The organism is Limnohabitans sp. JirII-31 (assembly GCF_002778315.1).
In the GTDB taxonomy this organism is placed as follows: domain Bacteria; phylum Pseudomonadota; class Gammaproteobacteria; order Burkholderiales; family Burkholderiaceae_C; genus Limnohabitans.
Map to the genome: position 1 here is coordinate 246,610 of NZ_NESA01000001.1, position 18,369 is coordinate 264,978.

General features: G+C 55.8%; 17 protein-coding genes. 12 read left to right on the forward strand and 5 right to left on the reverse strand.

The genetic code is table 11. The annotated features are described in order from the left end of the window. Positions 1-99: 99 nt before the first annotated feature. Entirely contained in the window at positions 100-711 is a 612-nt protein-coding gene (locus B9Z41_RS01215; protein WP_100144182.1) for a diguanylate cyclase, read from the forward strand. Positions 712-727: 16 nt separating this feature from the next. Here B9Z41_RS01215 and B9Z41_RS01220 read toward each other — a convergent pair whose 3' ends face one another. After that, complete coding sequence (locus B9Z41_RS01220; protein ID WP_158236107.1) at positions 728-1,690, reverse strand: tripartite tricarboxylate transporter substrate binding protein; 963 nt, start codon at positions 1,688-1,690, stop codon at positions 728-730. Between the two features lie 101 nt (positions 1,691-1,791). On the opposite strand from B9Z41_RS01220, the gene B9Z41_RS01225 reads away from it, so the two are divergent. Genes B9Z41_RS01225 through B9Z41_RS01240 form a run of 4 tightly spaced genes read left to right on the forward strand, consistent with a single transcriptional unit; the run spans position 1,792 to position 5,874 of the window. Next, the gene (locus B9Z41_RS01225; protein WP_100144186.1) at positions 1,792-3,078 is read left to right on the forward strand and encodes an aromatic ring-hydroxylating dioxygenase subunit alpha; all 1,287 of its coding nucleotides are present in this window, start codon (positions 1,792-1,794) and stop codon (positions 3,076-3,078) included. Further along, on the forward strand, positions 3,075-4,178 hold the full coding sequence (locus B9Z41_RS01230; protein ID WP_100144188.1) for a zinc-binding dehydrogenase: 1,104 nt from the start codon (positions 3,075-3,077) through the stop codon (positions 4,176-4,178). Before B9Z41_RS01225 ends, B9Z41_RS01230 begins: the two co-directional genes overlap by 4 nt. Positions 4,179-4,183: 5 nt before the next feature. Continuing rightward, positions 4,184-4,966 carry an IclR family transcriptional regulator gene (locus B9Z41_RS01235; protein ID WP_233202451.1) on the forward strand — a complete coding sequence of 261 codons (783 nt, stop codon included), beginning with the start codon at positions 4,184-4,186 and terminating at the stop codon, positions 4,964-4,966. Continuing rightward, positions 4,963-5,874, forward strand: a complete 912-nt coding sequence (locus tag B9Z41_RS01240; protein WP_100144192.1) for a GTP-binding protein — start codon at positions 4,963-4,965, stop codon at positions 5,872-5,874. The genes B9Z41_RS01235 and B9Z41_RS01240 overlap by 4 nt, the downstream gene beginning before the upstream one ends. A 42-nt stretch (positions 5,875-5,916) precedes the next feature. On the opposite strand, the gene B9Z41_RS01245 is transcribed toward B9Z41_RS01240, so the two are convergent. Next, the gene (locus B9Z41_RS01245; RefSeq protein ID WP_100144194.1) at positions 5,917-7,965 is read right to left on the reverse strand and encodes a sodium-translocating pyrophosphatase; all 2,049 of its coding nucleotides are present in this window, start codon (positions 7,963-7,965) and stop codon (positions 5,917-5,919) included. Between the two features lie 222 nt (positions 7,966-8,187). Here B9Z41_RS01245 and ppa point away from each other — a divergent pair, with 222 nt between their 5' ends. Further along, the gene (ppa, locus tag B9Z41_RS01250; protein ID WP_100144196.1) at positions 8,188-8,724 is read left to right on the forward strand and encodes an inorganic diphosphatase; all 537 of its coding nucleotides are present in this window, start codon (positions 8,188-8,190) and stop codon (positions 8,722-8,724) included. A 29-nt stretch (positions 8,725-8,753) separates the two neighbouring features. On the opposite strand, the gene B9Z41_RS01255 is transcribed toward ppa, so the two are convergent. Beyond that, entirely contained in the window at positions 8,754-9,728 is a 975-nt protein-coding gene (locus B9Z41_RS01255; RefSeq protein WP_100144198.1) for an NADPH:quinone oxidoreductase family protein, read from the reverse strand. Positions 9,729-9,809: 81 nt separating this feature from the next. Between B9Z41_RS01255 and surE the strand changes: the two genes are divergently transcribed. From surE to rlmD, 4 genes are read left to right on the forward strand one after another with little or no spacing between them, the layout of a single operon-like run. Then, positions 9,810-10,568 (forward strand): 5'/3'-nucleotidase SurE, encoded by a 759-nt coding sequence (surE, locus tag B9Z41_RS01260; RefSeq protein WP_100144200.1) that lies wholly within the window; start codon positions 9,810-9,812, stop codon positions 10,566-10,568. Continuing rightward, positions 10,565-11,371, forward strand: a complete 807-nt coding sequence (locus B9Z41_RS01265) for a protein-L-isoaspartate(D-aspartate) O-methyltransferase (protein WP_100144202.1) — start codon at positions 10,565-10,567, stop codon at positions 11,369-11,371. The genes surE and B9Z41_RS01265 overlap by 4 nt, the downstream gene beginning before the upstream one ends. A gap of 52 nt (positions 11,372-11,423) precedes the next feature. Then, a complete protein-coding gene (locus tag B9Z41_RS01270; RefSeq protein ID WP_369823262.1) occupies positions 11,424-12,212 on the forward strand; it encodes a peptidoglycan DD-metalloendopeptidase family protein in 789 nt (262 codons plus the stop codon). 7 nt (positions 12,213-12,219) lie between these two features. Further along, positions 12,220-13,611 carry a 23S rRNA (uracil(1939)-C(5))-methyltransferase RlmD gene (gene rlmD / locus B9Z41_RS01275; RefSeq protein ID WP_100144206.1) on the forward strand — a complete coding sequence of 464 codons (1,392 nt, stop codon included), beginning with the start codon at positions 12,220-12,222 and terminating at the stop codon, positions 13,609-13,611. A gap of 77 nt (positions 13,612-13,688) precedes the next feature. Here the strand turns inward: rlmD and B9Z41_RS01280 are convergent, their stop codons facing one another. Continuing rightward, on the reverse strand, positions 13,689-14,375 hold the full coding sequence (locus B9Z41_RS01280) for a Bax inhibitor-1/YccA family protein (protein ID WP_100144208.1): 687 nt from the start codon (positions 14,373-14,375) through the stop codon (positions 13,689-13,691). A gap of 174 nt (positions 14,376-14,549) precedes the next feature. Here B9Z41_RS01280 and B9Z41_RS01285 point away from each other — a divergent pair, with 174 nt between their 5' ends. Then, positions 14,550-14,957 (forward strand): heme-binding protein, encoded by a 408-nt coding sequence (locus B9Z41_RS01285; RefSeq protein WP_100144210.1) that lies wholly within the window; start codon positions 14,550-14,552, stop codon positions 14,955-14,957. 9 nt (positions 14,958-14,966) lie between these two features. On the opposite strand, the gene B9Z41_RS01290 is transcribed toward B9Z41_RS01285, so the two are convergent. Continuing rightward, positions 14,967-15,788 carry a pyruvate, water dikinase regulatory protein gene (locus tag B9Z41_RS01290; protein WP_100144212.1) on the reverse strand — a complete coding sequence of 274 codons (822 nt, stop codon included), beginning with the start codon at positions 15,786-15,788 and terminating at the stop codon, positions 14,967-14,969. Positions 15,789-15,922: 134 nt separating this feature from the next. Between B9Z41_RS01290 and ppsA the strand changes: the two genes are divergently transcribed. Then, positions 15,923-18,313 carry a phosphoenolpyruvate synthase gene (ppsA, locus tag B9Z41_RS01295; RefSeq protein ID WP_100144214.1) on the forward strand — a complete coding sequence of 797 codons (2,391 nt, stop codon included), beginning with the start codon at positions 15,923-15,925 and terminating at the stop codon, positions 18,311-18,313. The last annotated feature ends 56 nt before the right edge of the window (positions 18,314-18,369 follow it).

An 18,369-nucleotide genomic window follows, 5' to 3' on the forward strand; every position in this document is an offset into this window, starting at 1 on the left:
GTAACGGCTTTTGCATTTGACATCCATGCATGGTCGTGCACGCGAAAGTATTTCAAAAACACTGTAAATAAAAAAAGGCGCACTACCAAGCAATGCGCTGTGGATTTCATCACCAAGCCTGTGAACGCATCGGTGGTTCGTGCCCGTGTCAAGACACACCTGACCATCAAAAAGCAATCTGACATCATGAGTCATTTGGTTTTTCTGGATGGGCTGACGAGTGTTTACAACCGCCGGTATTTTGATCAGCAACTGCAAGTGGAAATGGCGCGTGCCAGAAGAACGAAAATCCCCCTTGCTTTGATCATTCTCGATATTGATTATTTCAAGCGTTACAACGACTTCTACGGCCATCAAGGCGGTGATGAATGTTTGCGAACCATTGCCAAGCAACTGCGCGCGAGTTTGAAGCGTCCTGCAGATTTGTTGGCGCGCTACGGCGGGGAGGAGTTTGTTTGCCTGCTGCCCGAGACGGATTTTGACGCCGCCATGTTGATTGCTAATCAGCTTGAACAAAGTGTCAGAGACTTGAAGATTGCGCACGAAAACTCTGAGGTTTCAAACATCGTCACCATCAGCCTGGGGGTGGCGGCTGTATCAGGCAACGCGTCTGTCAATGCGACGGCATTGTTGACCGCAGCAGACGCGCAGCTCTACTTGGCCAAGAGTTCAGGGCGCGCGTGCGTGTGCGGCTGTGAAGTCTCAATCTAAACGTCGCTGAGCGCTTTCAGCGCAACCCCTCGACACTTTTTGCCAGTGGCGACCAGCGGTCGATTTCGCTGCGCATGTAGCGGGTGAAGGTAGCCATGTCCCAGTCTTGGGTTTCAATGTTTTCTTTGGCCAACTGCTTCAGCGCAGCTTCGGTTTTGAGACCACGACGAACCTCGGCATTGATTTTTTCTGCAAGGGCAGGCGATATGCCGGCGGGACCTGACAAAGAAAACCATGTGGTCGAACTAAGTTCTGGGTAGCCTAGTTCTGCAAAAGTTGGCACATTGGGTTGATCGGGCAGACGTTTGCTTGCGCTGATGGCCAGTGCGCGTGCCTTGCCTGATTTGATGAATGCGCTGGCAGATGTGTAGGTCGTGAAGGTGACTGGAATCTGATTGCCAATCAAGTCGGCAATGGCGGGCGCAGCCCCTTTGTAATTGATGTGTGTTTGGTTGATGTTGGTGCGCTTGGCAAACAGCTCACCCACCAAATGCCCGTGTGTCCCGATGCCTGGTGAGCCCCAGCTCAAACCTTCTTTGAGGGTTTGGCTGTAAGCAATGAGTTCTTTGACTGAGTTCACCGGCAAGCTGGGATGGACCACCAACACCAATGGCGGCCCCCCGAGGTAGGCAATGTGTGTGAAGTCGTTGAGCGGGTCCATGCTTTTGTTGGACGCCGGAGCGATCACGTGCGAGCCAATGCCAGACACCACCAAGGTGTAGCCATCGGGGGCAGACTTGGCCACCATTTGGGAGCCGATCACACCGCCGCCGCCGCCTTTGTTGTCGACCACGAAGGGTTGCTTGAACACTGTTTGCAGGTGTTGTGCGATCAAGCGACCCAGCGTGTCGGATGTGCCTCCTGGCGCATAGGGGACCACGATGCGCACGGGTTTGTTGGGCCAGTCGGTGACGTTTGGCTGGGCTTGTAGACCACTGCAAACGAGCCACAAAATGGAGACGCACAGTATTTTTTTCAACACAACGATCCTTTTTGGATGGCTATTAAAAATTAACTGAAATGCTATCATCGTTCCAGAAAGAGGAATGATGTTCCTCTATAAGGAACAAGGAGACTTCTATGCTGAACGCTGAACAAAACGAGCTCGTCACACGCACCAACGCAGGCACACCGATGGGGGAGCTTTTTCGGCGTTACTGGTTGCCCGCCTTGTTGTCTGAAGAGCTGCCTGAGCCAGATTGCGAACCTGTCAGATTGCAACTGCTTGGCGAGCGTCTGATCACGTTTCGAAATACCGATGGGCAACTGGGCGTGATGGACGAGTTTTGTGCCCACCGAGGTGTGTCCTTGTGGTTTGGTCGCAATGAGGAAAACGGTTTGCGTTGTCCCTACCATGGCTGGAAGTTCGATATTCATGGTCAGTGTGTGGACGTTCCGTCTGAGCCTGAAGATAGCCAGTTGTGCAAGCGCATCAAGCTCAAGTCTTATCCCTTGGTTGAGCGTGGCGGGGTGATCTGGATTTACATGGGCCCTCCCGAGTTGCAGCCCGCTCTGCCAGAGTGGGAGTTCGCAACGGTGCCACGCAGCCACAGCTTCACCACCAAGCGTTTGCAAGAATGCAATTGGTTGCAGGCCTTAGAGGGCGGGATCGACTCTAGTCATGTGTCGTTCTTGCATCGGGGCGGGCTGAAGAACGATCCTTTGTTCAAAGGCTCCAAAGGCAACGACTACAACATGAACGACTTGCGTCCGCAGTTTGAAGTGGTCGACACCGACGGCGGTTTGTTGATTGGCGTGCGTCGCAAGGCTGAACCAGGCCATTCGTACTGGCGTGTCACACCTTGGATCATGCCTTGCTTCACCATGGTTCCGCCGCGCGCAGACCATCCGATTCATGGGCATTTTTGGGTGCCGATTGACGACGAAAACTGCTGGGCTTGGAGCTTTGACTACCACCCGACTCGACCACTTCACCAAGAGGAGGTGGATGCCATGCGCAACGGCGCTGGTATCCATTGCAAGTATGTGCCAGGCACGTTCATTCCCTTGGCTAACAAGACCAACGATTACCTCATGGACCGACAAAAGCAGCGCAGTGGCGAGCTGTACAGCGGCGTGGAGGGCATTGCGATTCAGGATGCCTCATTGCAAGAGAGCATGGGGCCGATCCAGGACCGCACACGTGAGCACCTGACCTTCACCGACCGGGGCATTGTGCAAACCCGCCGCCGGCTGATGGCCGCGGCCAAAGCGCTGGCTGAAAACGGCACGCCACCCCCTGGTAATTTGCCCGAGCAACAGAAAATCAGATCGGTTGCCACGGTTCTTCCAGACACGGCAATTTTTCATGAGGCTGCGCGCGATTCTTTTCGTGCCGAGCCCGGTAAACCGCACACGACGGTATGAAAACACTGGCAGCAGTTGCTCTTGCCACGACGCGCACAGAGCTGCGCGAGCTCGATGTGCCGGCTCCAGACGCGAGCGCGGGTATTTTGGAAGTCGTGACCACTGGGGTCTGCGGCAGTGATTGGGGTTACTACAGCAATTTGCCAGTCTCGCGTGGGCCGCTGGTTTTGGGGCATGAAACGGTGGGGCATGTGCGCGCGATTGGATCGATCGCGGCTGGCCGATGGGGCGTCAAAGAGGGCGACTTGGTGGCGCTGGAGGAGTATTTGCCCTGTGGACATTGCGAGCATTGCCGCAGTGGCGACTTCCGCTTGTGCGATGCCACCGATTGGCGCCTGGGAGGCCTGCGTTACGGCGCCACGGCTTTGTCGGTGTCTCCTGGCTTGTGGGGTGGTTTTGCACGTCATCAGTACTTGCATCTCAACACGGTGTTCCATCGGGTGCCAAGCGGTGTGTCGGCCCGTCACGCCGCGCTGGCTTTGCCGCTGTCGAACGGCATTGAGTGGACTTACTTGCAAGGCGGTGCGGGGCCTGGCCAAACGGTGTTGATCCAAGGACCGGGTCAGCAAGGGCTGGCGTGCGTGGTGGCTGCGCGTGAAGCTGGGGCCGAGCAGATCATCGTGACCGGACTGTCAAATCCGACGGACACGCAACGCTTGGCCATGGCCAAACGGTTGGGGGCACACCACACCATCGACATTGAGACCCATGATGTGTTGGAAACCGTGGCCGAGCTCACCCATGGACGCATGGTTGATTTGGTGATTGACTGTGCATCGGGTGGACCGCAATCGGTGGTGAGTGCGATTCGGCTAGCACGTAAAAAAGGCCGCGTCATCCTGGCTGGCCAGAAGCGTCAAGTGATTCCCGAGTTTGAAAGCGATCGCATCATTGCCAATTTCTTGACGGTCAAGGGCATGCGCGGCCACTCTTACCAGTCGGTGGAGTTGGCCTTGCAACTGATTGCTTCGAACAGACACAACGTGTGTGCCATGAGCACGCATGTGTTTGACCTTGGCCAAACCGATTTGGCCTTGCGTTCTTTGGTGGGGCAGGGCGTCGAGGGCGCTATTCATATGACGATTGATCCTTGGGCGTGATGCGCATGTCCAGCCCCCTTCCTGCTGCTGCGCTGTCGTCGGTGACCAATGCCTTGCGCTTGTTAAAGGTGTTCACCGCCGAAGAGCCAGAGTGGGGCATCACCGATTTGGCAAGGCATCTGGGTGTGGCCAAAAGCACAGTTCACCGCTTGGTGAGCAGTTTGGTGCTGGAGGGATTTCTGGAGCAAAACCAGGACAACGGTCGTTACCGTTTGGGCTTGCTGCTCTTTTCGATGGGGACGATGGTGCGACGGCGCATGGATGTGGCGGAGCAGGCTGCGGTGCACTTGCGCCATTTGGCGGAGCAATCCCAAGAGACCGTGCATTTGGCAGTGCTCAATGACGACGAAATTTTGTACCTGCGCAATATTGAAAGCCCGCATGCCATTCGACCAAGGTCTTATTTAGGGGTCAGGATGCCAGCTTTTTGTACCTCTGAAGGGCGTGCAATTCTGGCTCACAGCCCAGCTGCCGTGGTCACTCGTGTTCTTTCTGAAAAGTTAGTCAACAGGACGCCGTTCACGATCACCCACAAGAAAGTCTTGATGGCCAAGTTGGCAGAGGTTCTTGCGCAAGGCTATGCCGTGGATCAAGAAGAAAGCGAACACGCGATGTGTGGTGTCGCTGCCCCGATCTTTGGTGCGAATGGTGAAGTCGTGGCGGCTGTTGGCGTGGTGGGGCCAATACACCGATTAGGCAAGACTCAGTTGCGCAAGTTGGCCCCGCAGGTGACCCGCACGGCACAGACGATTTCAGCCCAACTTGGGTACGACAAGCGCGTGCCATGAAAAGCAAGCCGATCCCGGTTTGGTTGCTGACAGGTTTTTTGGGGTCTGGCAAAACAAGCTTGTTGCTGAATTGGTTGCGCGATCCGGCACTTGCCCATGCGGCCTTGGTGATCAATGAAATCGGTGAGGTCGGAATGGACAACACCTTGGTCGCCTCTGTGGTGGACAGTGCTTCTGTTCTGACTGGGGCTTGTGTGTGTTGTGCCGGTCTAGAAGGGCTTGAAGACACTTTGTCTGAGCTGTGGTGGGACCGGTTGTATCGTCGCCGACCCCGCTTTGATGCCGTGGTGATTGAGACCACAGGCGTGGCTGATCCTCGACCGATACAAGATGCCTTGCGTCGCCATCCATTCTTGCGCGAGCGTTATGCCTTGCAGTCCACGTTATCGACGGTGAGTGCCACCCATGGCTGTGCGCTGCTAGGCTCGTCTCAAGAAGCTGTGGCGCAAGTTCGTGCTGCGGATGTCTTGATCGTGACCAAAACCGATGCGGCTGATCCCAACGAGCTGATCGCGCAATTGATGTCCATGCATTCACAAGCCCATGTGCTGCGATCGGCGCATGCCGGGTTAGGTTGGCGTGATGTGTGCAAGGCCAGTCATCCGTTGCCTGCACCGTCAGATGATGCGTTGTCGTCATCGGTTGGCCCAGCCGTGCATTCGCATGCCTTGCATGCGGACTTTGTGTCCACCCAGGCGTTTGAGGACCTGGCTGCGTTGCAGGCCCAGTTGACGTCGTTGCTGTCGGGCGATTTGGTGCGCTTGAAGGGCATTGTGGCGTTGAAGAATGGGCAGATGTGTGCCGTTCAATGGTCTTGGTTGGACACCGCCCTCACGGTCACTGTGCATGAGGGTGTACCACCGGATCAATGGGGTGTGACGTGTATTCGCCAAGCAAAAAGCCACTGACTTGCGTCAGTGGCTTTGCCGGGTTAGAGCGTTTGCGCTAAGTCATAGCAGGGGCACGATCAACAAGGCCACGATGTTGATGATCTTGATCAAAGGGTTGACCGCTGGGCCTGCCGTGTCTTTGTAGGGGTCGCCCACGGTGTCTCCTGTGACAGCCGCTTTGTGCGCATCGCTGCCCTTGCCGCCGTGGTGGCCGTCTTCGATGTACTTCTTGGCGTTGTCCCAAGCGCCGCCGCCTGTGCACATGGAGATGGCGACAAACAGCCCTGTCACGATGGTGCCCATCAACAAACCGCCCAAGGCTTTGGGGCCAAGCACCACCCCGACCAAGATGGGGGCGACCACGGGCAGCAAAGAGGGGATCATCATCTCTTTGATGGCGGCTGTGGTCAGCATGTCCACAGCACGACCGTATTCGGGCTTGGCGGTACCTTCCATGATGCCGGGTATCTCGCGGAACTGGCGCCGCACTTCCTCGACCACCGCGCTGGCAGAGCGACCCACAGCCTCCATAGCCATGGCACCAAAGAGGTAAGGGATCAAGCCCCCGATGAACAGGCCGACGATGACCATCGGGTCAGACAAATCAAAAGTCACGGCTTTGCCCGCGCTCTCAAGCTTGTGGGTGTAGTCGGCAAACAGCACCAACGCGGCCAAACCGGCAGAGCCAATGGCATAGCCTTTGGTCACGGCTTTGGTGGTGTTTCCCACGGCGTCCAATGGGTCGGTCACGTCACGCACGCTGCTGGGCAATTCGGCCATTTCAGCAATGCCACCTGCGTTGTCGGTGATGGGGCCATAAGCGTCCAAGGCCACCACAATGCCCGCCATGCTGAGCATGGCGGTGGCTGCGGTGGCAACGCCGTACAGCCCCGCCAAACTGTAGGCTGCCACGATGGCGGCACACACCGACAGCACGGGCCAGGCGGTGGACTTCATCGAGACGCCAATGCCGGCAATGATGTTGGTGGCGTGTCCCGTGGTGGACGCTTGCGCCACATGTTTGACCGGTGCGTAGTCCGTGCCGGTGTAGTACTCGGTGATCCACACCAACGCAGCTGTCAGTACCAAGCCCACGGCACAGGCACCGAACAAACGCATTTGGGTGCCAGCGCCCAAGGCGTCATCGGGCATCATGGATTTTGTGACAAAGTAGAAAGCGATCAAGCTGAGCAAGCCCGCCACGATCAAGCCTTTGTAGAGCGCTGGCATGACGTTTTTCATGCCGGGGCTGGCCTTGACGAAGAAGCAGCCAATGATCGAAGCAATGATGGACACCCCACCCAGTACCAAGGGATAGAGCACGGCTTGGACTGGGGCGCTGGCGACCACCAAAGCGCCCAGCACCATGGTGGCAATCAGTGTGACGGCATAGGTCTCAAACAAGTCGGCCGCCATGCCCGCACAGTCGCCTACGTTGTCGCCCACGTTGTCGGCAATCACCGCTGGGTTGCGTGGGTCATCTTCTGGAATACCCGCTTCAACCTTGCCCACCAGGTCTGCACCCACGTCGGCGCCTTTGGTGAAGATGCCTCCTCCTAAACGGGCAAAGATGGAGATGAGTGACGAGCCAAAGGCCAATCCGATCAACGGGTTGAGCATTTCAGCCAAATTTTTGTCTGGGGTGAGGTTGCCATTGCCGACCAAGAACCAATAGAAGCCGCCGACCCCCAGCAGTCCGAGTCCTACCACCAGCATGCCAGTGATGGCCCCGCCTTTGAACGCGACATCCAGGGCTGGACCAATGCCATGGGTGGCCGCTTGCGCCGTGCGCACGTTGGCTTTGACGGACACATTCATGCCAATAAAGCCACACGCACCAGAGAGGACGGCACCGACCACAAAGCCGACGGCGGTTTGCATACCCAGAAAGAAAGCAATCAAGATGGCCAAGACCACGCCGACAAAAGCGATGGTTCGGTACTGGCGGGCCAGATAAGCTGCGGCGCCTTGTTGAATGGCCGCAGCAATTTCTTGCATGCGGGCATTGCCGGCGTCCATGGCGAGAATGGAAGATCGGGCCCAGAAACCGTAAACCACGGCAAGCAGACCACAACCAAGCGCAAAAAGAAGCGCAGTGTTGGCAGACATAAGAGAAGTTCTCCTCAGTGTTGTTTCCCAGGAAGGAGGTGCCAACGCTTGGGTTGCATAGGCGCCACCGCTGCGTTGCTTCCTCCAGCCACCGAGTCAAACCCTGCCGCTGTGATTGGCCAACTCGGCCACTTTAAAGCAAAGCTGGAGGGGCGAAAGGCCTGTGAAAGTAAAATCGGGGTTAATCCTTAGCGTTTCTTTCAACCTTCACAACGAGACACCATGTCCTTAGATAACGTCACTCCCGGTAAAAATGTCCCCGAAGCTTTCAACGTGATCATCGAAATCCCGATGAACGCGGATCCTGTGAAGTACGAAGTGGACAAAGAAACCGGTGCCATTTTTGTGGACCGTTTCATGGGTACCGCCATGCACTACCCCACCAACTACGGTTATGTACCCAAGACCATTGCTGGCGATGGTGACCCGGTGGATGTGCTGGTGATTACCCCATTCCCGCTGATCCCCGGCGTCGTGGTGTCATGCCGCCCGATCGGGATCTTGTTGATGGAAGATGAAGGCGGCCAAGACGGCAAAGTGCTGGCTGTGCCAGTGGACAAAATTTTGCCAATCTATAGCCATTGGAAAAAGCCCGAAGATATGAACGAGCTGCGCTTGCGCACCATCGCGCATTTCTTTGAGCATTACAAAGACCTTGAAAAGGGCAAGTGGGTCAAGGTCAAGGGCTGGGAAGGTCCTGAGTCGGCCAAGCAAGAAATTTTGGATGGCATTGCCAACTACAACAAGGCCCACGGCTGAGCCTTGCGCTGACTGACCGCTTTCTGCGGTCAGTTCACCATCACCAGCTTGCCCATCACTCCACGCGATCCCATCTCGGCGTAAGCCTGTTTGAGTTCTGACATAGGCAATGTGTGGTCGATCACGGGCTTGATCTTGCCTTGCTCGTACCACTGCACCAAGGTTTGCATCATGGCTGCATTGGCTTGCGGTTCGCGTCTTGAAAAGTCGCCCCAAAACACGCCGACGATGGAGGCACCTTTGAGCAGTGCCAAATTCCAGGGCAGGGCCGGTATGGGCCCTGCGGCAAAGCCCACCACCAAGTAACGGCCACGCCACGCGATAGACCTGAAGGCGGGTTCCGCCATTTCTCCACCAACCGGGTCATACACCACATCAGGGCCTTTGCCATCGGTCAGCGACTTCAAGGCTTCGCGCAAGTTTTGTGTGCTGTAGTTGATGGTGGCATCGGCCCCTTGCGACAGGCACAGCGCGCATTTGGTGTCGGTGGATGCGGCTGCAATGACACGTGCACCGGCTGCCTTGGCAATTTGAATGGCAGCGGTTCCTACGCCTCCCGCAGCACCGAGCACCAAGACGGTTTCTCCTGCTTTGAGTTGACCGCGATCTATCAACGCATGGTGCGATGTGGCGTAAGTCATGATGAAGGCGGCTGCGTCGACCGCAGGAAACCCCTCGGGCAGCGGCATGCACAGCTTGGCTGGGGCCAAGGTATGGGTGCCAAAACCACCCGTGCCACTCAAACAGGCCACCGATTGACCGATGCGCAAGTGGGTGACGCCTTCGCCCAGGGCTAGTACAACGCCTGCATATTCAGACCCAGGGACAAAGGGCAGGGGCGGTTTCATTTGGTATTTGTTTTGCACGATCAGCAAGTCGGGAAAGTTCAAACTCGCTGCCTCGATGTGAATCAGCGCTTGTCCAGGGCCGGGTGTGGGCGTGGGGAGTTCTTGCCAATTCAGGGCATCGACACCAATCGGGTTGCTACAAAGCCAGGCGTGCACACAGTTCTCCTTTGAATGGGTCTGCGGATGATAGGTGTATGGCATGCAACCCTACAATTCGTATCAATCCTCAAGGTTTCCATGAATATTCTGATTTGCAACGACGACGGTTACCAAGCGCCAGGGCTCGTGGCCTTGTATGAGGCGCTCAAAGATTTGGGTCATGTTGAGGTGGTGGCCCCCGAACAAAACAACAGCGCCAAGTCGAATGCGTTGACGCTGCATTCGCCGTTGTATGTGTACCAGGGGCTCAACGGTTTTCGCTACGTCAACGGCACGCCGGCTGATTGCGTGCATATCGCGCTCACGGGCTTGTTGGGCTACAAGCCTGATTTGGTGGTTTCTGGCATCAACGATGGCGCGAACATGGGAGATGACACCATTTATTCGGGCACCGTAGGGGCAGCCATGGAGGGCTACTTATTTGGTATTCCTGCCATTGCGTTTTCGCAAGTTGAGAAGGGCTGGGCCCATTTGGACGCAGCAGCTGTCACTGCACGCACCTTGATTCAACAATTGAGTCAGGATGGTTTGACTGGTGCCTCCCCTTGGTTGTTGAACGTGAACATTCCCAGTCGCCCGTTGGATCAAATCAAAGACGTCCGGGTGACCCGTTTAGGGCGCCGTCATGCGGCTGAGCGTGTGATCACGCAGGTCAATCCACGCGGTCAAACCATGTATTGGATCGGTAGCGCAGGGCGAGCCAAAGACGACAGCGATGGCACAGACTTTCACGCCACATTTCAAGGGCATCTCTCGGTGACTCCTTTGCATGTGGATCTGACTGAGCATGCCGAGTTGTCGGCGTGGGACCAGCGCTTGACCAAGGCAGTCGAATGAAGCAGCGCCCCAGTTTTCCTGCGCGTTTGGATGACGTGGGCAAGTCATCGGCCACGCCCAAAACCTTGCTGGGCGCGACACGTGTGCTGACCCCCCAATCGCCTTTACGTGCTAAGCCAAGTCCTATCGCCAGCCCGACGGGGGTTGGTTTGGATTCGTCAGCGGTGCGCGCTCGCATGGTGCAAAAACTGGCTGAACAAGGCGTGACAGACACGGTCGTGTTGGATGCCATGGGGCGAACCGAGCGGCACCGTTTTGTGGACAGTGCCTTGGTGAATCAAGCCTACGAAGACACCAGCTTGCCGATTGGTCTGGGGCAAACCATCTCCAAACCCAATGTGGTGGCTCGCATGATTGCGCTGTTGCGCGAGGCGCCAGGCTTGCAAGGTCAACCAAGCATGGGCCGTGTGCTGGAGATCGGAACAGGTTGTGGTTACCAGGCGGCAGTGTTGTCGCACGTGGCACGTGAGGTGTACAGCATTGAGCGTCTGCGCGGCTTGCATGACAAGGCACGTGAAAATCTCAGGCCTTTGCGTTTGCCCAATGTTCATGTGATCTTTGGCGATGGCATGTTGGGTTATGCCAAGGGCGCTCCCTACAGTGCCATCATTGCGGCGGCGGGGGGTGAGGCGGTGCCACAAGCTTGGATTGACCAGTTGGCGGTGGGCGGACGCATCGTTGCTCCCATGCAAACCACCAAAGGCCAGCAAGCGCTGGTGGTGATTGATAAAACGCCCCAGGGTTTGCAACAGAGTTTGCTCGAAGCAGTGCACTTCGTGCCTCTAAAATCTGGCATTGCTTGACATGGGAGAACCACGGATGTTGCGTGCTGGAATATGGGTGTTGCTAGCTTCCATGGCTGTTGTTGCCATGTCTGGTTGCGCCACCAAAGGGCGCCCCGCGCCCGTGGAAGACCGTACTTCTGGTGCCTCCGCTGCCGTGGTTCAAGCTTTGCCCGGTGCTGAGAACATGGGCAAACCTGGGTATTACACGGTCAAGCCAGGGGACACGTTGATTCGCATTGGCATGGACCACGGTCAGTCTTGGCGTGATCTGGTGCGCTGGAACAGCCTGGGCAACCCCAATTTGATTGAAACCGGACAAGTGTTGCGCGTCATACCGCCAAACCAGGACACGGGCGTGGTGGTGCGCCCAGTCTTGTCGTCCGCGCCTGTGCAAGCAACGCCTGCCAGTGCGGTGGCTTCTGCTCCGACGGTGCCAACAGCGTCTAAAGCTACAAACGCTGCAGCACCTGCTGCGCCAGACAGCGCCGAAGAGGCCTTACTTTTCAAGTGGCCCACACGTGGCAATTTGCTGGCTGGTTTTGACGAGGTCAAAAACAAAGGGCTGGACATTGCTGGCAAGGCAGGCGACCCGGTGCTAGCTGCTGCGGATGGACGCGTAGTCTATGCAGGGTCGGGTTTGCGCGGGTATGGCAACTTGATCATTCTCAAGCACAACAATACCTATTTGACGGCGTATGCCCACAACCAAACCTTGCTGGTCAAAGAAGATCAAGCCATCAAACAAGGTCAAAAAATTGCCGAAATGGGCAACAGCGACGCCGATCAGGTGAAGCTGCACTTTGAAATCCGCCGCCAAGGCAAGCCGGTGGATCCTGCCAAGTATTTGCCTGCCAACTGAGTCTGATATGTCGAACACGGCCGATACGGTGTGGCCTGAACACGCCTTGCACATTGAATCTATGGATCTGGACGCCCAAGGCGTGGCCCACCGCGCCGATGGCAAGGTGGTGTTTGTCGATGGGGCGCTGCCTTTTGAGGTGGTCAGTGCCAATATCCATCGCAAAAAAAACAATTGGGAGCAGGGCTCGCTGATCGAGGTGTTCCGTGAGTCTTCTCAACGCGTGACACCCGGTTGTCCGCACTTTGGTTTGCATGCGGGGGCTTGCGGTGGCTGCAAGATGCAGCATTTGGATGCAACGGCCCAAGTCGCCATCAAGCAACGCGCTGTGGAAGACAACCTTTGGCATTTGGGCAAAGTGAAAGCAGAAACTTTGTTGCGACCTATCCAAGGGCCAACCTGGGGATACCGTTACCGCGCGCGTTTTTCGGTGCGTTATGTGGTGAAAAAAGGGGTGGTTTTGATCGGTTTCCATGAGCGAAAAAGTCGCTATGTGGCCGATACCCAGCATTGCCCCATCTTGCCCGCACATGTCGAGGCTTTGTTGATGCCTTTGCGCGACATGATTGGGCGCATGCAAGCGCGCGATACCTGTCCTCAAATTGAATTGGCCTGCGGTGACAACGTGACGGCGCTGGTGCTGCGGCATCTGGAGCCGTTGAGTGATGCTGACTTGACCCGTTTGCGTGATTTTGCGGCGCAGCACGGTGTGCAGTGGTGGTTGCAACCCAAAGGGCCAGACACAGTGCGCTTGCTAGACGACCGTCAGGTCGAGCAACTCTCGTATGCCTTGCCTGAGTTTGACGTCACCATGCCGTTCAAACCGACCGACTTCACGCAGGTCAACCCTCATATCAACCGCGTGTTGGTGACCCGTGCATTGCGCTTGTTGGATGTTCAACCTCATGAGCGTGTGATTGACTGGTTTTGCGGTTTGGGTAACTTCACCTTGCCTTTGGCCACGCATGCGCGTGAGGTCTTGGGCATCGAAGGTAGCGAGGCGTTGGTGGCGCGCTCACGCGAGAACTTGGCCTATAACCAAAGCTTGCGCAGCACACCGTTGGCACCCACACAATTTGTGGCGCGTAACTTGTTTGAGATGACGCCTGAGTTACTCACGCAAGACGGTGTGGCAGACAAGTGGCTGGTTGACCCGCCGCGTGAAGGTGCCTTCGCGTTGGCACAAACCTTGGCCACGTTGAAAGAACAACCGGAGTTACGTCAAGGGTGGGTTCCCCCGAAGCGGATTGTGTATGTGAGCTGCAACCCAGCCACTTTGGCGCGCGACGCTGGCTTGTTGGTGAATGTGGCGGGCTACCGTTGTACGCATGCAGGTGCGGTCAATATGTTTCCGCACACAGCCCATGTGGAGAGCATGGCGGTCTTTGAGCTGTCTTGAGGACTTAGCCGCCATGTCTCAATGACGCATAAAAAAAGAGACCCGAGGGTCTCTTTTTTATGGTCAATCAAGTGCACTTATTCGCGTTCGCCACCAAAAATGCCCAGCAGGGCCAGCAGGCTTTGGAACACATTGATGACATCCAGATACAAGGTCAACGTGGCGCTGATGTAGTTGGTTTCGCCACCATCAACGATTTGTTTGAGGTCATACAGCATGAAAGCGCTGAAGATCAGCATGGACAACATGGAGATCGCCATCATGCCGGCCGAGGAGCCCACAAAGATGTTGATGATGCTGCCAACCATGAGTACCACCACACCGACCGTGAGCCATTTGGCCATGCCAGACAGGTCGCGTTTGATCACGGTGGCCAAGCTGGCCATCAAAAAGAACACACCCGCAGTGCCGCCAAATGCGGTCATCACCAACTCAGCACCGTTTTTGAAGCCCAACACCATGGCGATCATGCGCGAGAGCATCAAGCCCATGAAAAAGGTGAAGCCCAGCAGCACATAGACGCCTGTGGCGCTTTCTTTGGTGCGTTCAATGGCGTAGATGAAGCCAAAAGCACCTGCCAACATCAAAATCATGCCCATCACACCCGACAGCGCGTAACTGATGCCTGTGGCAACGCCAACCCAAGCCCCCAGGACGGTGGGCAGCATGCTCAGTGCGAGCAGCCAGTAGGTATTGCGCATCACCCGGTTGCGTTCTTGGGTGGGTAGCACGCTGTAGTCAAACGCGTGGATTTGGTCGTTCATGTCACGGTCTCCTGAAACACCTGCACATGCAGATGGGCTGCATTTTAGGGCTGTGTGGCAGAAATCAAGGACTCCCTACTTTTTTGCAGGGTTCTTTTGTGTTGTATGCAGGTAAGCAATAAGCAACGAGCCAGTATGCTCTGCGCCTGTCATTCAACCTTGATACCTAGACCCATGAAAATCAAACACGTTCTCGAATCTGTCGACATCAAAGCCATTGCTGCTGCTGCAGAAGCAGAAGCGCTTAAAAATAACTGGGCCGTGACCATTGCCATCGTGGACGATGGCGGTCATTTGTTGGCCTTGCAGCGCTTGGATGGCGCCCCTCCTTTTTCTGCCCACATGGCCCCAGCCAAGGCCAACACGGCAGCGTTGGGCCGTCGTGAAAGCAAAATTTATGAGGATGTGATCAATGGCGGACGCGTGGCATTTTTGAGTGCGCCAGATTTGAACGGCATGCTCGAAGGCGGTGTGCCAATCATGAAAGATGGTCAATGCATTGGTGCGGTGGGCGTGAGTGGTGTCAAGTCCAACGAAGACGCACAAATCGCCAAGGCGGGTATTGCCGCCATTGGCTTGTAAACCGGCGTTTCAGTAAATCAGTCGTTCAGGACTGATTTCTTGCAGGATGGTGGTGGCGATCTCTTCGATGCTTTTATGGGTCGTGGAGAGCCACCGTATGCCTGCTCTGCGCATCATGGCTTCGGCTTCGGACACTTCGGCGCGGCAATTGACCAAACTGGCGTACTTGGAGTGAGGACGTCGTTCGTTGCGAATTTCGCTCAGGCGCTCGGGTTGAATCGTCAAGCCGAAGATTTTTTTCTTGTGTGGCATCAACGCCGGTGGCAGCTGACGGCGTTCAAAGTCTTCGGGGATCAACGGGTAATTGGCAGCCTTGAGTCCATATTGCATGGCCAGGTACAGGCTGGTAGGCGTTTTCCCGCTGCGGCTCACACCCACCAAAATCACATCGGATGATTCCAAATCCCGATTGAGCTGCCCATCGTCATGTGACAGACTGAAGTTGATCGCCTCAATTCGGTCGTGGTATTCCTTACTTTTGCTGACATCTGAAAACCGACCAATGCGGTGGTTGGAGGTGATGCCAAGTTCTTGTTCCAAAGGATTCACGAAGGTGCCAAACATATCGAGCAACATGCCTTTGCAGCCTTCGGTGATGACGTTGAGGACTTCCATATTCACCAGCGTGGTAAAGACTATTGGCTTGCGCCCCTCCACCTCGGCTGTGTGGTTGATTTGACGCACTGCTTGGTGGGCTTTATCGACCGAGTCCACAAACGGCAGACGGACATGGCGGAATTTCAGTTCAAACTGCGCCAAGATGGCATTTCCAAATGTTTCGGCGGTGATGCCGGTGCCATCTGAGACGAAAAAAACGGTGGGGTTTGGCATGAAAACTTTCTGTGTTGGCGACCTACAATGAGTCATTATCCAAATTTAGCCATGTGCCAAGCCAACCCCTTCCAAGAATTACAAGGTTGCAGCCGCTGCATGGCGCCGTCGGTTTTAACTTCTGGAGCTTTCCCATGTCTGCACTTTTCAGCCCGACCGCCCTGGTCGTACCGTTTGAAAACCTGAGAATGACCGACGTCGAGTCGGTAGGCGGTAAAAACGCCAGTCTCGGCGAGATGATTTCGCAACTTCCCTCTGGGGTTCGCGTGCCTACAGGCTTTGCCACTACGGCGCACGCCTTCCGTGAGTTTTTGCAATACGACGGGTTGACTGAGCGGATCAATGCCCGCTTGGATGCCTTAGATACCGATGATGTGCGCGCTTTGGCCGAAGCCGGGGCAGAAATTCGCGCGATGGTGGAAGCACAACCTTTTCCCGCAGATTTGGAAAAAGCCATTCGCGACGCTTTTGCCACCCTGTCTGCAGGCAACACAGACGCAACTTTTGCGGTGCGCTCATCAGCCACAGCCGAAGATTTGCCTGATGCCTCTTTTGCAGGGCAGCAAGAAACCTTCTTGAACGTGCATGGCATTGAGGATGTGCTGCACAAGATGAAAGAGGTGTTTGCCTCGCTCTACAACGACCGTGCCATCAGCTATCGCGTGCACAAAGGTTTTGCCCATGCGGATGTGGCTTTGTCGGCAGGGGTGCAACGCATGGTGCGCTCAGACCTGGGTGCAGCAGGCGTGATGTTCACCATTGACACCGAGTCTGGTTTTGAAGATGTGGTGTTCATCACGTCAAGCTATGGCTTGGGTGAAACCGTGGTCCAGGGAGCCGTCAATCCTGATGAGTTTTATGTTCACAAGCCTATGCTCAAGGCGGGCAAGCGTGCGGTGATTCGTCGTAATTTGGGCTCTAAGTTGATCCAGATGGAATTCACCACGCCGGAAGAGAAAAAAGCTTCTGGCAAACTGGTCAAAACCACCGATGTGCCCACGGAATTGCGCAATCGTTATTCCTTAACGGATGCGGATGTCGAGCAGCTGGCGCACTATGCTTTGGTGATTGAACAGCACTATGGCCGTCCGATGGACATCGAATGGGGCAAAGATGGCACCGATGGCCAGCTCTATATCTTGCAGGCCCGCCCAGAAACGGTGAAAAGCCAGCAAAAGGGCCAGTCCGAATTTCGCTACAAACTCAAAGGTCATGGCACGGTGCTGGCCGAAGGGCGTGCGATTGGTCAAAAAATTGGCACGGGCCCCGTGCGCTTGGTACACAACATCAGCGAGATGGACAAAGTTCAAGCGGGCGATATCTTGGTCACGGACATGACAGACCCCAACTGGGAGCCCGTGATGAAACGCGCCAGTGCCATCGTGACCAACCGTGGTGGTCGTACGTGCCATGCCGCCATCATTGCGCGCGAATTGGGTATTCCTGCGGTGGTGGGGTGTGGCGATGCCACTGAACGACTCAAAGATGGCACGTTGGTCACAGTCAGTTGCGCTGAGGGCGACACAGGCTTGATTTACGACGGTTTGCTGGAAACCGAAGTGACCGAAGTTCAGCGTGGCACCATGCCCGACATCAAGACCAAGATCATGATGAACGTGGGTAACCCCCAGCTGGCCTTTGATTTCTGCCAGCTACCCAATGAAGGGGTGGGTCTGGCACGCCTGGAGTTCATCATCAACAACAACATCGGTGTGCACCCCAAAGCGATTTTGGATTACCCCAATGTGGATGCAGATTTGAAAAAAGCTGTTGAATCTGTGGCACGCGGACACGCCTCTCCCCGCGCTTTTTATGTCGACAAGGTGGCCGAAGGTGTGGCGACCATCGCTGCGGCTTTTTGGCCCAAGCCCGTGATCGTGCGTTTGTCTGATTTCAAATCCAACGAGTACCGCAAGCTGATTGGCGGTAGCCGCTACGAGCCCGAAGAGGAGAACCCCATGTTGGGTTTCCGTGGTGCAGCACGTTACATCAGCGAAGATTTTGGTGAAGCGTTTGCGATGGAGTGCGAGGCCATGAAACGTGTGCGCCAAGATATGGGCTTGAGCAACGTGCAGGTGATGGTGCCTTTTGTGCGCACGCTCAAGCAAGCCGAGCGAGTCACCCAGTTGTTGGCAGATCACGGCTTGAAGCGCGGAGAGAACGAGCTCAAAGTCATCATGATGTGCGAGGTGCCGAGCAATGCCATCTTGGCTGATGAGTTCTTGCAGTATTTCGATGGCTTTTCCATTGGTTCTAACGATTTGACCCAGCTCACGTTAGGCCTGGATCGCGATTCAGGCTTGGAGTTGTTGGCGGCAGACTTTGATGAGCGCGATCCAGCAGTGAAGGCTTTGCTCACTCGCGCCATCAGTGCCTGTCTGGCACATGGCAAGTACGTGGGGATTTGCGGCCAGGGCCCCAGCGATCACCCCGATTTCGCACATTGGTTGGCAGATCAGGGCATCAGCTCGATTTCACTCAACCCTGACAGCGTGATTGAGACTTGGAAGTCGTTGGCTAAGTAGGCCTGCCTGTGACCTAGACGAGACGCACCTCAGGGCAATCCTGAGGTGCGTCTTGC

What these genes read in the sequence shown, in the direction of transcription:
- B9Z41_RS01290 (WP_100144212.1), bottom strand. Translation starts at nt 15,788, where the DNA reads ATGCCAAACCCCACCGTTTTTTTCGTCTCAGATGGCACCGGCATCACC.
- B9Z41_RS01225 (WP_100144186.1), top strand. Translation starts at nt 1,792, where the DNA reads ATGCTGAACGCTGAACAAAACGAGCTCGTCACACGCACCAACGCAGGC.
- B9Z41_RS01245 (WP_100144194.1), bottom strand. Translation starts at nt 7,965, where the DNA reads ATGTCTGCCAACACTGCGCTTCTTTTTGCGCTTGGTTGTGGTCTGCTT.
- B9Z41_RS01235 (WP_233202451.1), top strand. Translation starts at nt 4,184, where the DNA reads ATGTCCAGCCCCCTTCCTGCTGCTGCGCTGTCGTCGGTGACCAATGCC.
- B9Z41_RS01240 (WP_100144192.1), top strand. Translation starts at nt 4,963, where the DNA reads ATGAAAAGCAAGCCGATCCCGGTTTGGTTGCTGACAGGTTTTTTGGGG.
- B9Z41_RS01285 (WP_100144210.1), top strand. Translation starts at nt 14,550, where the DNA reads ATGAAAATCAAACACGTTCTCGAATCTGTCGACATCAAAGCCATTGCT.
- B9Z41_RS01270 (WP_369823262.1), top strand. Translation starts at nt 11,424, where the DNA reads ATGGCTGTTGTTGCCATGTCTGGTTGCGCCACCAAAGGGCGCCCCGCG.
- surE (WP_100144200.1), top strand. Translation starts at nt 9,810, where the DNA reads ATGAATATTCTGATTTGCAACGACGACGGTTACCAAGCGCCAGGGCTC.
- ppa (WP_100144196.1), top strand. Translation starts at nt 8,188, where the DNA reads ATGTCCTTAGATAACGTCACTCCCGGTAAAAATGTCCCCGAAGCTTTC.
- B9Z41_RS01265 (WP_100144202.1), top strand. Translation starts at nt 10,565, where the DNA reads ATGAAGCAGCGCCCCAGTTTTCCTGCGCGTTTGGATGACGTGGGCAAG.
- ppsA (WP_100144214.1), top strand. Translation starts at nt 15,923, where the DNA reads ATGTCTGCACTTTTCAGCCCGACCGCCCTGGTCGTACCGTTTGAAAAC.
- B9Z41_RS01280 (WP_100144208.1), bottom strand. Translation starts at nt 14,375, where the DNA reads ATGAACGACCAAATCCACGCGTTTGACTACAGCGTGCTACCCACCCAA.
- B9Z41_RS01230 (WP_100144188.1), top strand. Translation starts at nt 3,075, where the DNA reads ATGAAAACACTGGCAGCAGTTGCTCTTGCCACGACGCGCACAGAGCTG.
- rlmD (WP_100144206.1), top strand. Translation starts at nt 12,220, where the DNA reads ATGTCGAACACGGCCGATACGGTGTGGCCTGAACACGCCTTGCACATT.